The 19703-nt window shown below is 47.3% G+C and carries 11 protein-coding genes; 2 read left to right on the top strand and 9 right to left on the bottom strand.

Going from position 1 to position 19703, the window contains the following annotated elements; genetic code table 11:
• Window positions 1–96: 96 nt before the first annotated feature.
• Window positions 97–1998 (bottom strand): AAA family ATPase, encoded by a 1902-nt coding sequence (locus HY455_03555; protein MBI4118583.1) that lies wholly within the window; start codon window positions 1996–1998, stop codon window positions 97–99.
• A 106-nt stretch (window positions 1999–2104) separates the two neighbouring features.
• Here HY455_03555 and HY455_03560 point away from each other — a divergent pair, with 106 nt between their 5' ends.
• On the top strand, window positions 2105–3847 hold the full coding sequence (locus HY455_03560; protein ID MBI4118584.1) for a recombinase family protein: 1743 nt from the start codon (window positions 2105–2107) through the stop codon (window positions 3845–3847).
• Window positions 3848–4017: 170 nt separating this feature from the next.
• Here the strand turns inward: HY455_03560 and HY455_03565 are convergent, their stop codons facing one another.
• The 6 genes from HY455_03565 to HY455_03590 all read right to left on the bottom strand — a co-directional run bounded on the left by HY455_03565 (window position 4018) and on the right by HY455_03590 (window position 16460).
• Entirely contained in the window at window positions 4018–5106 is a 1089-nt protein-coding gene (locus HY455_03565) for a DUF2235 domain-containing protein (GenBank protein ID MBI4118585.1), read from the bottom strand.
• Window positions 5107–5147: 41 nt separating this feature from the next.
• Complete coding sequence (locus HY455_03570; protein MBI4118586.1) at window positions 5148–5396, bottom strand: hypothetical protein; 249 nt, start codon at window positions 5394–5396, stop codon at window positions 5148–5150.
• Between the two features lie 39 nt (window positions 5397–5435).
• Window positions 5436–11933, bottom strand: coding sequence for a VCBS repeat-containing protein (locus HY455_03575; protein MBI4118587.1), 6498 nt, complete (start codon window positions 11931–11933; stop codon window positions 5436–5438).
• Between the two features lie 3 nt (window positions 11934–11936).
• Window positions 11937–13715 (bottom strand): fibronectin type III domain-containing protein, encoded by a 1779-nt coding sequence (locus HY455_03580; GenBank protein MBI4118588.1) that lies wholly within the window; start codon window positions 13713–13715, stop codon window positions 11937–11939.
• Between the two features lie 145 nt (window positions 13716–13860).
• Entirely contained in the window at window positions 13861–14085 is a 225-nt protein-coding gene (locus HY455_03585) for a hypothetical protein (protein MBI4118589.1), read from the bottom strand.
• A gap of 158 nt (window positions 14086–14243) precedes the next feature.
• Window positions 14244–16460: an O-antigen ligase family protein gene (locus tag HY455_03590; GenBank protein ID MBI4118590.1), complete on the bottom strand. Its 2217-nt coding sequence runs from the start codon at window positions 16458–16460 to the stop codon at window positions 14244–14246.
• A 92-nt stretch (window positions 16461–16552) separates the two neighbouring features.
• On the opposite strand from HY455_03590, the gene HY455_03595 reads away from it, so the two are divergent.
• On the top strand, window positions 16553–17626 hold the full coding sequence (locus HY455_03595; protein MBI4118591.1) for a hypothetical protein: 1074 nt from the start codon (window positions 16553–16555) through the stop codon (window positions 17624–17626).
• A 36-nt stretch (window positions 17627–17662) separates the two neighbouring features.
• Here HY455_03595 and HY455_03600 read toward each other — a convergent pair whose 3' ends face one another.
• Complete coding sequence (locus HY455_03600; protein ID MBI4118592.1) at window positions 17663–18607, bottom strand: NAD-dependent epimerase/dehydratase family protein; 945 nt, start codon at window positions 18605–18607, stop codon at window positions 17663–17665.
• Between the two features lie 10 nt (window positions 18608–18617).
• The gene (locus tag HY455_03605; GenBank protein MBI4118593.1) at window positions 18618–19700 is read right to left on the bottom strand and encodes an NAD-dependent epimerase/dehydratase family protein; all 1083 of its coding nucleotides are present in this window, start codon (window positions 19698–19700) and stop codon (window positions 18618–18620) included.
• Window positions 19701–19703: the final 3 nt, after the last annotated feature.

Below are 19703 nucleotides of genomic sequence, written 5' to 3' on the forward strand. Positions count from 1 at the left end.
AGTTGTAAAAACATTTTAACGCAAATCGACCGTTGCGTCCATGGAACCTTAGCTTAGATATCGGTCTTTGCGAAGCCTGAGTTACCAACAGGTCATCTAAAATGCTTTTTGAGCAATCACAGAGAAAAGTTTTGAAAAGTTATCTTTTGTCTCTTGCGACACAGCTATCTGCCCGGAAGACACTTTCTCATAAAACTGTCTCGAGAGGGGTGCTTTACTCGAGTCCGGTATTACACTGGAATTCAACTCTGACGATCGATAAGATTCATCTTTCTCAAGGACAAATTTGTTAAAGTCTGATTTGGCAATTAAATCTTCAACTTGATGTCCATCTGTTTCGGAAACGAACGAAATATTTTCGTCTGTTAAAAGTAACTTCTCCTGCAAAATAGTTTTAATCTCCTTACCCTTATCGTCATTATCCAATAAAGCATGAAAACCGAGTTTCCATCCGATGAGCAACGACACGATAGGTGGGGTATTATCAGCACCTTTGAGCGGAATAAAATGGACTTTTTCTAATTTTTTACTTGTAGATGCTGAAACAAATTTCAAGGCGGCTTGAAGATAGTAGTAATCTGAAATACCCTCCAGGATGAGATTGTGATCAGCTGCAATCGTCAATTGCTTGGTAACATCCAAGCCGATTGCAGTAATTATGGGCATAAGCGTAGTGCGGTCTGCGGCGGCATCAGAGGTCAAAGTAAAAACCTTAGTACCACGGTTTTTTCTTTTGTCGAAATCTTTAATGACAAGACGAATACGATCAAGCCGGGCGGGATCAATCAGATAGGGAGAGTGGGTCGTTAAAACAATCTGATTTTCCTTCGAAAGATCTGTAAGAACCTCGAGGATATCGTTCTGCGCCTGTGCGTGAACAAAGAGGCCTGGCTCATCAATTAATACGATGCTTTTATAATCTTTGGCTTCTGCCTTAAGCAAGAGATAGAAGGCTAGAAACCACTGCAACCCCTTGCTCCTTTGTTCCATTCTGAAGGGTTCTTTTTTACCCTTTTCGTAGAAAGCAAAAACGAGCTTGTCGCCATTTAGCTCAACACGAAGGTCGATTTTATCTTGCTGCCAGCTACCTTTAAAATCCCCTTCTAGAACTGCCGATGCCTTCTTGGTATGAGCTAGTTTGTTTTGTGTTGTGATGCTGGTATCACTAAGTTTCTCGAGATCCAAACCTGAAATAGTGCAGTAACGCTTAACGCTAGTATGTGTTTTTGCGGTGGTAAGATTAATTTCAAACGGCAGAGCATCTTCCTTATCAAAGGCTTCAAAGTAGACGAGGTTGGGTACCAGTTCCCAAATCTTTTCCTTATTTTCCTCACGTTCCTTTCCCAACAGATCGTACTCAGCTAAGGCTGCTTCTACTTTTGCTTTAAAATCTTTACCCTTCGTCTGCTGTTCAACAGACAGTTGTGCTAAAGCTGCTTCAATTTGTGGTAAGAAAATTGTTCGCAGTTTCTCGGCATCTTGAATAGTAATCTTTTGTAAATCCTTAAGCGGATAGTTTGCAATAGGTTTCTCGTCGAACGCTGCCTTGAGTACGATAAAACCATCGCTAAGTTTTTCAATGCACTGACGTCTTTTTTTTGTTTTGTTCGTGAGCAGGAGATCGATTACAGAACCATTGATACTATCGAACGTATAAGAATTATCGAAATGTTTTGTTATCGAAAATGGCGTAGCCAAAAGTGCTTCTTTACTGATTCCGGTCGGTAACCGGAGTCCATTTAGCAACTCGGCAAGGTCATCTTTTTCGAGTTTGAAAGTAAGAGTGATATCAGGTTCAATTCCTTCCGCCCCCATTGGAAGATCATCCTCGTCGAGGTTGGTTTCTTCCCCACGATTAAACGTCTCTAGCGCCTTGAGCAAAACGGTCTTCCCGGCCTCGTTTTTGCCAGCCAATACGGTGACATCTGAGGCAAGCTCGACATCACCGGAGTCGGCAATAGACCTAAAGTCCGTGATTTTGAACTTGAGTAGCTTCATGGAAATATCCAGTATGTTAGCACTTTTTTGAGAAAAATGAAGGGCCTATGAGTTACCAACAGCTAGATCTGGACTTCCCCAGCCAGGGCGTCATTGATGTTGATATATGAGAAAAGCGGCATTATACGCCCGTGTGAGCACGGCGCTTCAAGAAAAAGAAAAAACAATTGAGAGCCAAATCGCTGAACTAAAAAAACAGATACAAGTGGCTGGAAATGTTCTCGTTAAAGAATATGTTGATAATGGACACAGTGGAGCATATCTTGATCGACCCGCTCTTGATGAGCTACGTGCGGCACTCAAGACAGATAGCTTTGATGCTGTCTACTTTCATTCAACCGATCGTATAGCGCGAGATGTAATGCACCAAAATATTATCATTAGTGAACTTATCAACAACAAAAAACAAATCGTTATCAACGGAATAGATTATGAGAAAAATCCTGAAAATGAGTTCTCTCTTACGGTGCTTGGAGCTGTCTCTCAATTCGAGCGAGCAAAAATCATGGAACGAACGCGACGAGGGTGGTTACATCGTCTACGCCAAGGCCAGCTTGTCTCTCAAGGCCGGGGAACGTACGGGTATGATTACATGCGCAAGACTCCAACCAGTCCTCCAGCGCTTGTCATAAACGAAGAACAAGCTAAAACAGTGCGTTATATATTTGAACAGTATGCAAACAATTTGAAGGGTGTTTGTGCAATCTCACGTTCGCTCGAGCAAAAAAATATTCGTACTTGTAGGGGAAAGAATTTGTGGAATAGAGAAATATTAATTCGGATGCTTCAAAACAAGACATATATTGGTACGCGTTATTTCAACACACGTACTCGAGAAAAAACCGCAGACGGAACACGCAAAAAGAATTGGAAGATCGTTTATCGTGACCAATCGGAATGGATCGCTGTAAAAGTACCTACGATTGTATCGCAAGATCTTTTCGATAAAGCACAGGAGAGGATTAAAAAATCTCGCGAACGATACTGCCAACCTGATGTTATATTTCTCTTGCGTGGGTTAGTAGTATGTGGGGAATGCGGCCGTAGGTACTGTTCATGTCGCTGGTATGAGAAAAGAAAGCTTCAAACAGGAGAACTGCGAGTGGTCCACTGGGCCGCATACCGATGCAATTCAGGGTCTAGTCTTGCACAGCATGATATCTCCAAACTTAAACGTTGTCGCAACCCTCGAATTTCAACTCACATCCTTGATGACAAGATCATGGTGATGATCCAAAATATTATGCTGGATCCTAAAAAACTTTCTCTCTGTATGGAACGAGGCGGGCATGAACCAGATGTAAATGCCGCACGAGAAATCGCACGTATTGCACGGCGAGCAAAGCTACTCGACAATCAAAGACGACAAATAATTGATAACTATGCACACGGACGCATAGGAACTGAAAAGTATATAAAGAGAAACCAAGCGCTTGATACTGAGCTTAATCGGCTCACAGACAAAAAAAGAGAGCTTACTAACGCGGTATATACCCAAAGCGGCTTCGCTGAAAAAAGTATCCAACAATTCTGCGCAAATGCACGAATGGAATTTGTAACCTGTAATGATTTCGACACGAAGCGAAAATTTCTACGCGACCATATTGAGAAGATAATTTTTAACCGTGATAGAGTGACCATCATTGGTTCTGTCCCTGCTAAAAATGCGCCAGAAAATACCCCATTGTCCTTTCGGATAGAGGATGAGATTGATAGAAAAGCAATACGATCAAAAACAGGACGTAAAAATGCTTTAAATTGGCCGAAGAAACGCGCAACATGGAGAGCGGTATTCTCTGAGACTTCAAGTAAGGTAATGGAAACCAGACGAAAGCGTAGAGCCGGCTAAGTCTATAATAAGATACTAAAAATACTTTTTATCGGAGGGAACTTGAAATGGTTTTTTTATTATTTCGTGAGTTCGGCCTTCCTCGTTTCCCCCACTTAGGGCATGCAGGAGATGAAATTTGAAACACGTGTGCTTTTTTGCGTCGGCCGAGCTAAATGATTTGTCGTGCGTCATTGTTCAATCTCATATTCAAGATCCAGTATCCAGGGTTTATAAGGAGGATTATCATTATTGTTCACATTTTTATTGCGCTGCAAGACACTTTTATGAACAACGGGTTTATCTTTTCTATTTGAATCCCAAGAACGTTGTTTCTTGTGATAAGATGAGTTAACCAAACCATTACGTGAATTGTGCATATAACCATTCACGTCGCCGTTAATAGAAAGAGAATTTTCAGGATTTATATGAAGACCGTGATTAACAGCCTTCTTCTTCATCCAGACAAGCGGAATGTCTGATAATTCCTGTTCATCATAACCACCACCAACATCGGTATGCATTCCACAGAACCATACTTGCTTAATGGTTTGGTGTGGCAAAACATCTGGGTCCCACAAAATAGGATGAAAAGTTTTTCGTTCATCATCAATTGCTAATGCCTGATAGGCATTTTCAACAGATTCACTCAATTTAAAATCATGGAATTTATACTGAAGTCCGTAGATACTACCAAGAGATTTTTTCTGAAATCTGGCTTTCGCCTTAATAATCATCTCAATAAATACATTAACTAGTGTAGTTTTTAGGTCAGTCAATTCATCTGGTAGACCCAGCGCATCAACGGTATCATAGCAACCGAGAAATTTAATTCTTGTCCGTATTGTGTGTTGTGTGGATAGAAACTTTTTTACTTCGATTTTACGCTTAGATTCGTCTTCATATTCATAGATTTCATAAGCTTTCTCTACCAGATTAGGGCGAGATTCGGGTATTATGCCAAAGTAGTGAATAAAACTTGATAGGCTGCGAACTGTCGCGGCACCACGACTAAAACCAAACAAATAGATCTGGTCACCTTCTTTAAAGTTTTTGGAAATAAATGTGTAGCAATCCAAAATGTTTTTTGACATACCCGCACCGACAACGTTGCCAGCAACCCTTTGCCCCCAGTTAGTACCTAATCCTGGATCATAGAATGAAACCTGTCGTGAGGTAGAATTTTCAATTATATTGAATAGCTTATAAATATTTGTACTCGGTCCCTTGCCACCTTTCTGCCCCGTACCGTCAGAAAATATCACAATATTTTTGGGCATATTATTTTTACTTATGGAATTGGGAACAGTCACGATTATCTCTAACTAATGAGTGAATATATTGCTGCTGCTATGAACGCAACACCAACCACTATCCATCCTATAGTTCTTACATATCTTTCGGTGTTAATTTCTTGTTTAGAGATACTCTCGTATTCTTTATCGATATTTGTACCGGGCATTTGCTCCCCCCTCAAAAAGTGTTTTTTTGACACCATTCGAACAACACCCTGGTATATTAGGTAGCTTCCAATGAGGATTAGGAAGATTTCGAAGATTATACTTGTCATATTATCTTTGGTTTGTATTTGTACAAATATTTTGAATGATTATTCTTCTTCATTATCTTCGTTATTATCTGACGATGGTGCTGTAATAATATTACCATGCCAATCTACAACAGCGCCACTTGGTGTTGTGTAGGTTTGTTTTGTTGGATCTGTCATTGGTGCTTGCTGTGGTATCTGTACCTGCCCCTCAAAGACACTGATCAATATTTGTCCAACATCAAAAAGTGTTCTTTGGTATTTATTAACTTGAGTTTTCGCAAATTCAACTGCCGCATCAAGCCCTAATACACCCTTAGAATTATCATCAAAATCTGACTTGTAACCCTCAACAACATCTTTTACTGTTAACAGATTTGAGGTACCGCTTATTATTTTCCGAGCTGCTTCTCTAGTAGCAGGTGACAGTAAGAATTGAAGGACCCTCTGGGCAATCTGAGCAACAACTTCACCGCTGGGGTCACTCATAGTTATCGGATTATTCCCAGAATAACTATATGAATTTAAGAGTTGCGGATTTGAAAGTACTGCCTCTCTGTTAATTTCTCCCGGTTTTTTATTAACCGTCAGAATATATTCCAACATCGGTTTCATCATCGCAACATCTCGCGCTACTGGATCCTGGCTCATAAACTGACCTCTTGAGTTTTGATAATATCGTGCGTTCAAATAATTCAACGAAGTTTCAGTGTCAAAGCGCTCTCCTATGTAATGCCGGTCGGTTGCATTGGAGCCAGTAGAAACTCTTTCAGATCCGTAAGGATAGTAATCTAATGCTTGTGTGACATCACCATCTTCATCGGTTGTAATCGTCGTTGAGTTTAAGTGATCAGCGTGTGAGAAATTGGTTGAGGTTGCAGTGCCATTTCCTTCGACAGTGGCGAGCAATGTCCCGCTGGTATCAAAGATATGTTTGGTGGTTGTTGCAGAAGCCACCGTGTAATAGCTACCCACGTACGTCGTCGTCGCTGTCCCATTTCCTTTGGTGACCCTGTCATTCTGGAAATCATACCCATAGAACGTCGTTATACCTCCCACCGTCGACGACGCCATCCTGTCTCTGTAATTCCAACCATAAATATCTGAACCGAAGAAGATCACATTCCCGTTGTTGTCGTAGGTTACACTTACTCCGCCAATCGAAGTCGCCGCATGCGGATTCGCATAGTTCGTCTCGGCGTAGGTGTAGTCCCCCAACCTGGAAGTTGTCGCTATGTTCCCAATACGGTCGTAGGTGAATGTTTGTCGGTAACCGCCATCAACAGGGACGGTCGTTGAGGCCGTGAGGAGCCGGTAGAGATCGTCGTAGGTGTAGTTCACCACCTTTCCCCCACCGAAGCCGGAGAGGTCTTTGACTTGGGTAATGTTGCCGGCAGTGTCGTAGGTATACGTCAGCGCTTGCAGTGCGTTGTGCGCCGCCGTCGTCGTTCCTACGTTGTTTATTGCCACGTTAATCCTACAGAGACACGGTGTGCCGGTTGCGGAGTAGGACGGTGTCAGCTCGACCTTGAGCCACAGGAACTTGCCGTAGAGATTGGAACCTGCCGTAACACCCGGGATTGACGTGGTTGACGTCGCAATGGCGGTGGTGAAGTCGCTCGCCGCCGGGGTTGTGGTGGACGAGGTGATGAGGGTCTTTACCTTTACGTCGGCGCCGTTTCTGGCGCAGACACAATACTCAATGAAGCTGTCTTCAACGTTCGTGATGGGAGAAAGGTCCCAGGGGTCAGAGATCCAGTAGCCGGCTTGGTATTGCGGAGTAGAGGTCGAGCCGAAGTTGTAGAGTTTGAGATACTTTGCCGGTGTTGTAGTGGCAAGCGAAGGGCCGCCGACAGTTGTGGAGGCATGTGTGCCATCCGCGTCATACGTCCGAAGTGGCCACGCCCTCTGGTCTCCCTTATACGTCGGCATAGACATGGTGAGGTCGCCCGTGTAGAAGCGGTAGCGGTCGCCGTAGTAGACAGCGGTGGACGAAGTCGACATGAATGCCTGAAAACTATAGTCCTTGAAGTCCTGGAGGCCTAAGAGGGAGATGGAGAACGGCCCCGTTGAGGTCGCGGCCATGGTCGTTGTCGTCGCGGTCCAAGGGTCATCATTATCAAGGAGAAGCCCGTAGCGGAAACCGACGGTGACGGTCGAGGTTGTGGCCGTCCCCATGAGGTTAATGAGGTTCCCCACAAGGTCAGCGCCGTCTTGTTGGACGTTTGTCGAACCCATGGTAAGAACAGGGTTTTTCCCGCTAAAGGGTGTCGTGGTGCCAACAAGAGTCGTGATGGTGGAGAGCCGGTACAGCGCGTGCTCGTCGTAGTCATACAGCGACGTGTCGCCGTTACCAAAGTGACGCGCGGTGACGCTCTCTCCGGGGTTGTAGTTTGCGTTGTGGAGAACGAAACGCGAAAGGGTTGAGGTCGAGGTCGGGAGAAGGTCCACTGACTCAAGGAGCCCCGCGGCGTTAAAGCGATACGAGGCGGTTGCGGCGTCGGGGTAGACGATACTCGTCATATTCCCCTGCCGATCGTAGGCAAAGGAGGTCAGATAGCGCGTGCTATTGATTGTCTTCTCCTCGCTTGCTATGTTCCCCAGCGCATCATAGACAAAGTTTGCCGCGGCCGCGGTCGTAGTGGCAGAGCAGAGGCGCCCGATGCCCTCGGGACAGGTGTCGTACGCGAAAGCGACTTCGGTCCCCGCCTCGAGTGTGTAGTTCTCGGTCAATACTCGGTTAATGTCGTCGTAGGTGAAGTTCACCGTCTGGTTTTTGCCGTCTATCTTTGTCGTGACGTTCCCTGCCGCATCGTAGAGAAGTGTTGTTGATGCAAAGCCGGTGTCCGCCGCATCATGCAAGTCCTCTGACTTGGTGAGGCGGGAGAGGTTGTCGTAGGTGAAGTTGCGCAAGTTTCCAAGCGAATCGGTAATCTTGGTGAGGTCGTTCCGCGCATTGTATTCATAGGTGGTGGTGTACTGGCTCCCGTCGTCATGCTCTATCACGGTTTTGAGGTTCCCGAATGCGTCATTCGTGAATTGCTTCGTATTGTTAAGCGCGTCTATGACGGTCGTCGTCCAGTCATCATACGCCCTGGTCGTCGAACCGACGGCGTTTAATTCGTTAGTACTACGCTTAAGCGCATCGTAGGTGTAGGTCGTGTAGAACGTCGAGTCGCTGGTGGAGGCGGCACGTGAGGAACCAATGCCAAAGTAGGGAAGCGATTCGCGCTTCAAGAGGCCTACGAGGTTGTATTCAAAATCGCGGACAGCGTAGGTGTTTCCATCTTCCGCTTCTTTACGCGTCTGCAGCTTGCGGTCGAAGCCATCGAGATAGGTATACAGTTCTGTCGAGGTGGCGGAGTTTAGATAGTTGGTTTCGAGTGTCTTCCTTGAACCTACGGTGTCGGTATAGGCAATGGTCTTTTTGTTAACCAAACTCGAAGGAGATGCGACATCTGGGATCTTTTCTACTGTCACACGGTCAAGGCCGTCAAAAGTCGTTTCAAATGATCGTCCGTTCGGGTCAACAAACTTCTGCACTTTCCCGGACGAATAGTCGAGGTAGCGCTCGGTAATGTGGCCATCGGGGTTCGTGGTGGTGGCAACATGAATGTTTTTCGCTTCATACACAAATGTTGTCGCCTTATCACGAGGATCCTTCTCTTCTGTGACGAGACCATAGGTGTTGAAGGTCTTTTCAAAATCAATGTAGGTCGAGCCCGTTTCCCATTCTTCGCGCTTGGTCTGGTTACCTTTTTGAACGCTCCCCAACCCTAGTGAATCGTAGTAAAAAAGTTTTTGACTTAGCGTTGTCGAGGCATAGTTAGTGAGCATTTCTTCATACGGGAGCCCGGTAATATCGGTTGACGTGGCATACGCGTATGAGAAGACACTCTTGTCAGTGCCCGAATCCGTAAACGTGCCCGCGTCCGCGCCCACAACCTCCCCCCAGAGCGATTTTTGCGAGAGGTTGCGAGAGGTATTGTTGTAGACGTACGTTTCCGCCATGTCTTTGTGGTCGGAGTCACCGTCGTAGTCAAACGTGATTGACTGGATCAGTTTGACGAAATTCCTGCCTTGCCCCTCTTCATACCGGTCCCATTTGTTGATGGTCTTCTTCATCAAGGCGCCCGCGCTGTTTTTCACTTCAATGCGATACGGTTTGCCCGCTTTTGCGATATGATCGTCGTACTCACCGAGCACGGAGTTTGTGGTCGTGCCTTGGTGGAAGTAGGTGATTGTTTTTGTACCCGCTCCGTCTGTGGAAGTCGCAATATGGAATCCCGCGAACTGCCTGTCGTCCGCGCCGCTGAAATAGTAAAAGGCGCCGGCGTATTCACGCGTTTCAGTTGTCGGTGTGCCAAAGCCATCGTTCCTTGTAATTGTTTGCACCGTCTGGATGGGCGCGGGCATTTCCGTATTCAAGACATGTCCCCCACCGTCTTTGTACTCAACCGACGATTTGTATGTAAAGGAAATGGTGCCCCCTTGCGCAGTCGTAACTTGCGTGAGAATGTCATTGCGATTGCCGTCATTGATGTAGGTCTCGACACGAATTTCTCCGCTCGGATCGGCATAATAGTATGTACCGACAAAATCGGTAAGCCCGTCGCCGTTTGCATCCGTAGCTCGCCAACCGCCGTCTCGGTTGATACTATTGTAGTAGTGAGTGAAGTAAATATCGGGCAACGCGGAAGAGAGCGCAGAATCATAGATCCAGTTAGGTGAGGAGGTGCTCACATTTTTGTATACTTCATACACACTGCTTCCTCCGAGTGTTTTGTGCCCTTTAATAATATCCGGCAACCCGTCGTTATTTACGTCGGTAACACGAACACCAAGGTCTGTGCTGCCATTTTCATAAAAATACACAGGTATTGTCGAGGAAGAAACTTCTGTAAAACCAGTTCCATTATTAACATACGCTTTTTTTACATTTTCAGAAGGACTGTCATCGTACGCAGCGACAATGCGGTCAATGAGCCCATCGCTATTCAAGTCTACGAGCGTTTGGCCTCCGGGGTCTTGGGATTGAGTGCCGATTCCACCGTAGAGGTTAGCGTCAGCATCCCAGCCCGTGGTGGTGGCACTAAAAAGATATACGCCACCACTCAAGATAAAATCTTCTTGTCCATCGGTATTTGCATCCAACAAAAACGCATCGGAGTACCCGCTTCCAGTACTATAGAAGTACCCCGGCGCATTCCAAATGTTGTGATCTTCAAAGCCGAGACCTTTGTTGTATAAATTGAGATAAAAGTTTTCCGTCGTGGATGCCTCGCCGGAGTTATATCTCACTTTTGCGAGATCAGTGATGCCATCACCGTTAAAATCCCCCATGCGGGCTCCTGTGTCATCAAGGCCTGCATTTGGTATCGCGAAACATTCGGGAATGTTGTGGCCCGAGTTCGCCCACCCTGCTCCGATATTAAAATACGTCGCTTGTTGGTCACACGCTCCCGTTGTAGGACCGTGAGATTTAACGATATCGATAAGCCCATCACCATTCATCTCCGCAAAACGAACACCTACATCGCCTCCGTTAACTGTACGTATGAAATCAGTCGGCGCATCCCACGCCGCGTCAATTGTCCATGTTGGGCTCGTTGACTCATAGGTAAACGATATGGCGGGAAGTACCACAGTATTTCCGTCTTTGTCTTTTCCTGTTTCGGTAATGGAGCTTAAAAGGGAGCGGCTACCATTTACTCCCGTCGTATACGCAAGGTCGTATTTCCGCACCCACACACCGTCAATTTTGACGAGTATTTGATTGATACGATACCGAGACTCTACAGAAAAGGCGGCGTTGTACGAAGCAAGGTAATCTAGGCGCGACTCTGTGCCAAATGAGATTTCAAAATCGCCTGCCGTTGTACCATTTCCGGTATAGGTAATGGTTGCGGGGTAAATCTGTCCGTTGTCTTTCGTATAGGTATAGGTAATGTAGTTGTTGTTTTTGTCGCGGACCTCCTGCAGCATCCATTTGAAAATTTTCGTGCTGTCAGCTGGGTTGCTTTGGCGAGCGGCGGTCGTCGAGCCAAAGGTATATATGGTGCCAAATGCATCTACCGCTTGCCATGCGTCATCGGTGTCAAAAAATGTGTAGTCATAACTGCGTTCATTGGAAAAACGTGGTCCATAATCTTCCGTTACCGTTGTTGAGGCGACAAAAGCCAGTTCACCGTCAAAGGACGACGTGAAATGGCGAGCTGTGTAGAGATTCTCTGTTCCCGTCTTATTTACCCGCTCAATGGAAGGAATGGGGATGTCCCAGCCATAACCCACAATGTTCGTGTTGTTATTTCTCTGGTTGTTGTACTCTAGGGCAACTTCAGGTTGCAGACCATTTCTTCCTGGTGGAATAGAGAGCGGAATCGTGTGAATCAAGGCGCCCGATGACTCACTTGCGCTAACGCTTGGGCGAAGGACGTTATCGGCCGTAACGAAAAACTTTGCGTTAAAATCCGCATCGGCAAAGACGGAGAGTGGTGTGCTCACTAAGAGAAAAAACAGGGCAATACCACTAAGGATTGTTTTTGAGTATGGGGATGTCATGTCCTAGTCAGTACACAGCGCCGTGGAGGTTGTATTGAATTGCTTCTCAGTGCTTGTCGCTATGCCACCAGTGCCATTCACCGATGTGACGGTGTAGTAATATACTGCGTTGTGGAGAAGTCCTGATAGGTAGAGTGAGTGACTCGTGGTATTCGCGCTTGTACTTGCCACTTCGGTAAAATTGGTTGCTGAAATCGGGGAAATGAGGCTGTACCACACCTTGCTGTTTGAGTTTACAGAGGTCGTCCATTTGATGTCTGTCCAGCCAGAACCAGTGTTTGCGGCATGGATATTCATAAAATCAAAGGCAGTGGTTGTGAATGAGGATTCCGTAGAAGTGCCTGTTGCGCCGCTACTTTGCGTTGAAGAAGCAAAAAAGTAATACGTGGTGCCCGGAGAGAGGCTGGACAAGTTAATTGTATGGCTCGTCGTTGCGGTGCCATCGTAGACACTCGAATCAGCAACCGTAACACCAGCCGTGGTGTCATAATGCACTCCGCTAGTAGAGGAGAGATCAGTCGTCCAGGTAATTTGTGCCGTACTTGCGGTAATGTTCGACGATTGAAGACCGGAAAGCACCGGAGCGGCCGCTGAATGTTCTACGACTAGTTTCGGATCATTTGTCGTTCCCGTTTGGTCTGCGTGGTAGGAAGTAATATTATTAAATCCTGTTGGTGCAGAGTTATTAACATCAATGGAAGTCCTTACCCCAAACTTTATAATTCCGCTACCGGTTGCCGCACTCTCAATCGCGGAAATCCCGGTACCATTTATCGTTATATCATTTGCTGTACCGCCCGTGGTTACCCAGCTCGAGTGCGCCATTGAACCATACTGGGTTGTACCAAACTGATCAAAATCTGCCGTGCCAAGTGCTGTGTCGCTCGCTGGTGTAGATGCAACAACAACCATATTCACTGTATCCGCGTTATTTATACCGTCTCCATTCCCATAGAATGTAAGTGTTGCGGAGGTAACATCGTCGGATCCTATGGCATCTCCATCGTCAAAAAGAAAGGCGCCACGCTTTATATAATATGTGGCCCCTGAAAGCGAGGTCACTTCTATGTTGTTACTTGTCGTGCTGTCGGTCACTTCATCTCCGGTACTTGCATCGCGTACGGTCGAAAACGTTGACCCAGAATTCCCTACATATCCGTCAACTGTGGTCGATTCGGGATGAGGATCTGGTCGTATGGTCGTGGTGGTATTCCCAATTTTCCCTTTGATAATGTACCCTGATGCATATTTTTCTTTCTTTACTGAAAGGGTGTGGGCCAAATCTTGGAGGAGCGCTTCCTTTGGGTCCTCGCGAAGTTTGCGGGTCTTAGTCGTAATTTCTTTGGTAACTAGATCCTCTTCTTGCCACTCTCTCACAATAGGCCCGTTGGGGTCATCAACAAGGACTGGGGGGTTAATCATGACAAACCGCTCAATCTCTACTGTGCCGTCTTTACCAAAGCCGATTTGATTGCCATTTTTGTCCCATGCTTTTGCAAAGACCTCGACACCACCTTTCCGCGCTTTCATATCTACAACCTCAATCGCATAATCCCCCCGTTCTGTTCTTGGAATTGTTTTAATTTTTGCAATCTGCTCCCCCTTCACTGTGCCACGATCTTGGGGAAGCGTGAATCCGAGAGCTTCCTCCAGAGTGTTGTAGTAGGCACCATTGACCATGACCGCGGTTTCGGCAAGTGCTTGCATGTGTACGACAACCCCAAGCACGAGCGTGAAGGAGAAAATCCCGAAAATCCCTAATAGTTTTGAGCGTATGCTCATAGAAAAAATATGCTAGTTAAAGACAGTAAAAATTACTTTCATTGTATCTGTTGAAAGAACACCGGGACAGATGTTGATAAGCAATCAACGACAGAACGGAGTTTGAGTCAACAAAAGAGGCGCCTCTGGGGCGCCTCTTTTTAATTTATTGAGCTGCTTTTTTGAGTTCGTTTTGGTATTTAAACATGACCTGGAGCGTTGCTGATTGCTGGTCCTGTCCTCCCTTCACCTTCTCTTGGATCTCTTTACCGATCTTTGCAAAAAGCTCGGGGTTATTCCCCACCACCGCAAGGATCTTTTCTTGCTGATCCGCTGGGAGGTTCTTTAACTTTGATTGGATAAGCTTTTTTAAGAAAAACTGTTTGAACATAAAAAGATTTTAGCACCCTAGTCCCTATTTTCCTAAAGAAAATACCCGCGAAGCGGGTATTTTCTCAGACATTCGTCTAGTCGAAGCTCACTGACACTCACCAAGGCAGTATAGCAAAGGCCCTTTTAAAAGTCAACTCGGCTGTGGATAAAGGCCTTTTATCGGGGCTTTCTCCCCGCCTTAAGCTCGCTTATCCAATAGTCTGCCTGTGACTTGACCGCCGGGTCAACCGCAATGGCCCTCTCAAGAGCATGAATTGCATCTGTGGCCCTACCGAGCTCCATATAGGCAGCGGCGAGGGATATAAGGTGCTGTGCGTTCAACGGCTCTTTCGCCGCTTGCGCCTCCCACAGCGCCACAACACGGTCAAACCGGCCTATCGTGACATATGCGTTTACGAGGAGTGGAGCATTAACAATAGGACGATGCTCTGTGTGGTACTTCTCGAGCAATGCCTCTGCTTCGGCGACGCGGCGAGCGTAGATGAGTGCCGCGGCATACGTCTCGAGTGCTGTCATGTTTTCTGGGGCGACTTCCCACGCTACTTTCGCAACAGCTACCGCTTTCTCATAATCGCCGGTGTTCGCATATATTCCGAGGAGGACGTAGAGCAAGTGTTGTTTCTTCGGGGAAATCGCACGCGCCTCTTCCAAAACAGTCGCCGCCTCCGCATATCTACCAAATCGAGCATAGAGCGACCCCAAGAACATTTGATACCGCGTGTTCCCAGGTGCTTCTTCTATTTGCTTTTTCATTTCCTCTTCCGCAAGGGTTACAATACTTTCGCGTATTTGGGGAGCGTTGATCTGAAAACCTATTTGGCTTGCAAACTGTACGAGTTGTTCGCGTGCCTCGGCGCGCCCCAAGTAGCCGCCGCGAACCGCGTTTTCGAGTTGTGTAATCATTTCTTGCAGTGCCACCATTTGTGCTTCAGGTGTCTTTGCCGCCGCAAGCGGGCGTGTATCAATGCCGTCGATAATTGCGCGGGCTGTTCTGATGCCTGTGTGTACTCCATAGAGGGAGAGCAGGAGACCTACGATGACCCCAACGGGAACGAGATGCTCTAGTACCCCCCTCCCCACTGGTCGCGCCCCCACTGAATCGCTGGGGGTGCCTTCGACTGCTGCTCGATGAATAAATGCGAGCACGCCAAAAAACAGGAGGTAGCTGGTGATGTTATCAAACACGAAAAGATTCTGGAAAAAATACGCCGCAAAAAGCCCGGTGAAAATGCTTTTTTGAGCAAGGGTCAACTTCTCTCTCCTGTAGAACCAGAGACAGTAGAGCGCCGCCGCAAACATGGAAAGGTACGCGAAGAGACCCAAGAAACCACCGGCGACAAGCCAGTCCATAAAGACGTTGTGCGCCCGGTCGAACCACGCCTCTTCTCCATACAACCTCGCATCGTAATACTTGCTGAAAGGAAGAATAAAGTTGTCCTGCCCCCACCCCAAGACGGGGTGTTCTTTGACCCCCTCCCACGCAACACCCCAAATCTTGAAGCGTGCTGATCCTGCCTCAAGAGTAATATTGCTGAACCGAGACAGCACCGGGTGTGTCGCTATGAACTCCGTATTGCGCAAAAGGAAGAACCCGCCGATAAAGAGGACAATTCCCAAGAGCACCCCTGTAGTGATTTTGCGGAATTTCGGATGTTCGCGGTCCAAGAGCGCCAACAAAAGAGCGACTACAAGTACCCCACCCATAAAGCCGAGAAGGGCCCCTCGTGTTGCGGTGTTGAAGAGCATGAAGAAGTTCAGCGCAATGACAGCGCCGTACATGACCCCGAGCCACACTCGCCCCCGTTGTTCTGTGAGCAAGATGAGCGCGATAAAAATGTGGAACAAGGCATACGCCGCCAAATATGTGGCGTTGCCGAATGTCGCGTCAATACGGACACCTCCTTGGTTAATGACAATATACCCAGCAAGCTGGAACATGGTATAGACGCTCAAAATCGCGGAAACACCGAGAGAGGTGTTCGCAAACCACCACCACAGTTTCCTTGTGGCGAGCACGGAACCGGCGACGAGGAAGTAGGCAAAGAGGTGGAGTGTGGTCACAAACCCTTCCATGCGTTCAAAGTTAGACCAAAAGCTGCGAAGTGGATCTTCGCTAAATATTGTTGCGAGTCCCATCACACCGACAAAGGCACCCGTCGCTCCGAGAACCCATGACCATTGGGGTCGGTACGCGGAGTCTCTCCATGCAAGAACAATCCACGCGGCGAAAATGATCTCGACGATAATTCGAAACGCAAAGTTCTTCCCCGTGATAAACGGAAAGAACATATCCTTCGCGATGATGAGCGGGATGAGCGGCAAGAGAAAGATGCCAGCAAGTACGACGTACCGAAGCCACTTATTTATTTGCATTTCCACACTATAGCAAAGAGGAGGTTTCGACGCACGCTATTGACATGACCTGATTTTTAATGAACCATCTTCATAGACGTTGAGGAATAGTAATGGAACAAAGAGAGCTTGTTCTCGTTGCGAGAGACGTAGCACCTTCAAAAGCACTTTTGAAACTTGGAGAGGCGGGGTGGCCGCTCGGAATTGTTCAACATCGGATATTGGGTAACGGCACCTCGATCGACACCGGCGTCGTGCACACAACCTTGAATGGGTTGCGCTACAAGGCATGCCTTGTGAGTGCGTTGTCGTCGCATCCGCACTTTGCTGAAACGGAGATTCGCGCGTGCGAAGAAGCATTGCGGCGAGGCATCCCCTACGGCTTTTATGCCGACACGTGGGGCATTGTCGCAGGAAGGCCGCACTTTACGGAAAAGATTAAGCATGGCGCGTCATTCTTGTTTGTCGTGAACGAAAAAGAGGCGCGGCGCGCACGAGAATATTTTCCCAACGCAAAAATAGTCGCGTCGGGAAATCCGATGCAGGAAGATTGGTTCTTCCCCAAGAGAACATACATCGACGTCCGTCTCCAAATGGGCGTTCTGCCGGAGCAGATCGCGATTCTCTGCCCGTCAGGAAAAGACTTGGCGGTGAACCTGATCCACTTCAGCGGAGCGATAGAAGCGGCAGGGAAATTGAACGCAAAGGCAATCGTATTCCTTGCAATCCACCCAGGTGACCCGCCAGAGCATCTGAAGCACTATGAATTCCTCGCTAAGTACGCCGGATTAGTCTCGGGGACATCTATTCGTTTGGTTACGAAAGATGCCATTCCTTGTTCAGAGCTTTTGGTCGGGTGCGATGTGGTTGTCGCTTCAATGTCGACCATTGATTGCGAAGCCGCATGCCAAAGGAAACCCGTCATCGACTTTATGTCGCAGACGGCGCTCGGTGTCCACAGTGTTTTGGATGGCGGATGGGGCTGGGAACTAGCAACCGAGGGAGCGTCTTTTCCCATCTACGGTGATACCGGGAAACTAAGGACGGCAATCGAACTGCTGCTCAACAAAGAATCGAGCATGCGCCGAGAGCAGATCCGTTTCCAAAAGCGCCTGTTCCCCACCCCCACCGAACGCGGGGTCGCAGTGCGCCTGATGCGAGAAACTGTTCTTGGATTCTTAAAGTAACAACAACCGCCATTTAGGCGGTTTTTTACTTGCTTCTTATGCAGAGTAGTAGTCTGTATACCAACGGACAAATCGCTCTACCCCTTCCTCTACCGCAGTCTTTGGTGTATACCCAAGAAGTTTTTTTGCCTTAGCAATATCTGCGTACGTCTCTACCATGTCCCCTGCCTGAAGCGGGGCATATTTTATTTTAGCTTTTTTTCTGAGCGCGCTTTCAAACGCGTTCACAAAGTCCCGGAGCGATGTTGGGTTGCCACAACCAAGGTTTATGATTTCAAACCCTTTTGGTTTGCGAAGTGCCGCCATAAGACCTTCGACGATGTCATCGACATAAGTAAAGTCACGCTTCATGCGACCTTTGTTGAAAAAGGTAATCGGCTTTCCCTCGAGAATAGCTTTTGTAAATGTGTGTGGGGACATGTCGGGCCTTCCATACGGACCATACACAGTGAAAAAGCGGAGGCATGTGATATTCATACCAAATAGATGCGCGTAGGAGTGTCCGAGAAGCTCCCCTGCCCTTTTTGATGCGGCATATATGGAGACGGGAGTATCAACCTTCATGTCCTCACGAAAAGGCACTGCATCTTTCCCATACACCGAAGAGCTTGACGCGAACACAACACGCTTAATACCATGCCTCCGCGCAAGCTCAAAGATATTAAGCGTCCCTTTGTAATTGGCATCCGCATATACAAAAGGATTCTCCAGTGAGTACCTGACACCCGCCTGTGCCGCGAGATGGTAAATGCAATCAAACGAATGTTTCTGAAAGACTTTTTCTAATGCGTCTTCTTGTGCAATATCGATCCGGTAATTCTTCACCCCAGAGGCAATATCGCGAAGGCGTGCCTGTTTCAACTTCGGGTCGTAATAGGAGTTTAGATTATCAATAGAAATAACATCGTGGCCGCTATCTAAAAGCCGACGAACCAAATGGCTCCCGATAAACCCAGCTCCGCCGGTTACTAAAATACGCATAGGGGTTGGTTTAGGATTTTGACTTTGTCTTGCGTAGCATTAGAGGAACATAGGATTCATATCTCCCCTCTGTGTGAGCAAAAGCGTCGCGTGAGGAATGGCGGTAGCGATAGCTGAATTCACGGACAAGTTTCGATCCGTCCATAACAATCGGGTATGAGTAGAAACGCCAGATGCCTTTTGAGGTTGGAACTTTACCTCTCGTAATGTGCCAGAAAACAAAATAAGCGAGTCGTACCATCCATGGAAAGACCGGAAGGATTCGTTTGCCGACGGTACGCGCCATTTGAGCCGCATAGACCGGCTCCCCAGGAGGGGTGATATTAAACACCTCATACGTCCCCGGTGTGTTGTTAAAAGTAAGGCGAGCAACGATGTCGCACACATCGTCTTCGTGGATAAACTGGCGCACCCACCACGGTGTTGCGGGTACAAATGAGACCATTGCAGAGATAATCTTATACACAAAGTCACCCCTTAATTGCCCTGAAAGGGCCGATTGCAACCCAAAGCGGACGCGCATGAACCGCCCACGTGGCCCTGTGATAGCTGCGGGGCGTACAACAAAAACCTGGGTCGTGCCGTGTGCACGGCTAGCACTTTTCTCCCACATTCCGCGAAGCACTTTCTCGACAACCCCCTTTTCTTTCCCATATGAATATTCCTCCTCCCGTATTGGGTCTGTTTCCACAAAAAGCTGATCAAACGTATTTGTTTTTTCAGCTCCGTATATTGCCGCACTTGAAAAATAAACGAGCTTTTTGACCGAAGGAGTTTTGAGGGCAAAATCAAAAACATTTGCCGAGCCACGAACATTCCAATGCCACTGACGAGCTCGTTGTCCGTATAGTTCCCGAATCTGCCATGCGGTGTGTATGACAATGCTTGGATTCTTCGCGCGCGCAGTCTCCTGCCATGAAAGTTCCGCTGTGTTCGCCTTGATCCAGTAGACCTTCGGATTGCCCTTCAGGAGTTCAGGCTGTTCTTCAACGTCTAAAGCCACTATCTCCTTAACATCGGGGCGTTTCGAAAACTGGTCGCAAAGCATTGCGCCAACATATCCCGCAGCACCTGTGATGAAAAGTGTTTTCATAAA

The sequence above is a fragment of the Parcubacteria group bacterium genome, from assembly GCA_016204045.1.
In the GTDB taxonomy this organism is placed as follows: domain Bacteria; phylum Patescibacteriota; class Minisyncoccia; order Phycocordibacterales; family UBA2135; genus JACQLQ01.

What these genes read in the sequence shown, in the direction of transcription:
- HY455_03555 (MBI4118583.1), bottom strand. Translation starts at nt 1,998, where the DNA reads ATGAAGCTACTCAAGTTCAAAATCACGGACTTTAGGTCTATTGCCGAC.
- HY455_03560 (MBI4118584.1), top strand. Translation starts at nt 2,105, where the DNA reads ATGAGAAAAGCGGCATTATACGCCCGTGTGAGCACGGCGCTTCAAGAA.
- HY455_03565 (MBI4118585.1), bottom strand. Translation starts at nt 5,106, where the DNA reads ATGCCCAAAAATATTGTGATATTTTCTGACGGTACGGGGCAGAAAGGT.
- HY455_03570 (MBI4118586.1), bottom strand. Translation starts at nt 5,396, where the DNA reads ATGACAAGTATAATCTTCGAAATCTTCCTAATCCTCATTGGAAGCTAC.
- HY455_03575 (MBI4118587.1), bottom strand. Translation starts at nt 11,933, where the DNA reads ATGACATCCCCATACTCAAAAACAATCCTTAGTGGTATTGCCCTGTTT.
- HY455_03580 (MBI4118588.1), bottom strand. Translation starts at nt 13,715, where the DNA reads ATGAGCATACGCTCAAAACTATTAGGGATTTTCGGGATTTTCTCCTTC.
- HY455_03585 (MBI4118589.1), bottom strand. Translation starts at nt 14,085, where the DNA reads ATGTTCAAACAGTTTTTCTTAAAAAAGCTTATCCAATCAAAGTTAAAG.
- HY455_03590 (MBI4118590.1), bottom strand. Translation starts at nt 16,460, where the DNA reads ATGCAAATAAATAAGTGGCTTCGGTACGTCGTACTTGCTGGCATCTTT.
- HY455_03595 (MBI4118591.1), top strand. Translation starts at nt 16,553, where the DNA reads ATGGAACAAAGAGAGCTTGTTCTCGTTGCGAGAGACGTAGCACCTTCA.
- HY455_03600 (MBI4118592.1), bottom strand. Translation starts at nt 18,607, where the DNA reads ATGCGTATTTTAGTAACCGGCGGAGCTGGGTTTATCGGGAGCCATTTG.
- HY455_03605 (MBI4118593.1), bottom strand. Translation starts at nt 19,700, where the DNA reads ATGAAAACACTTTTCATCACAGGTGCTGCGGGATATGTTGGCGCAATG.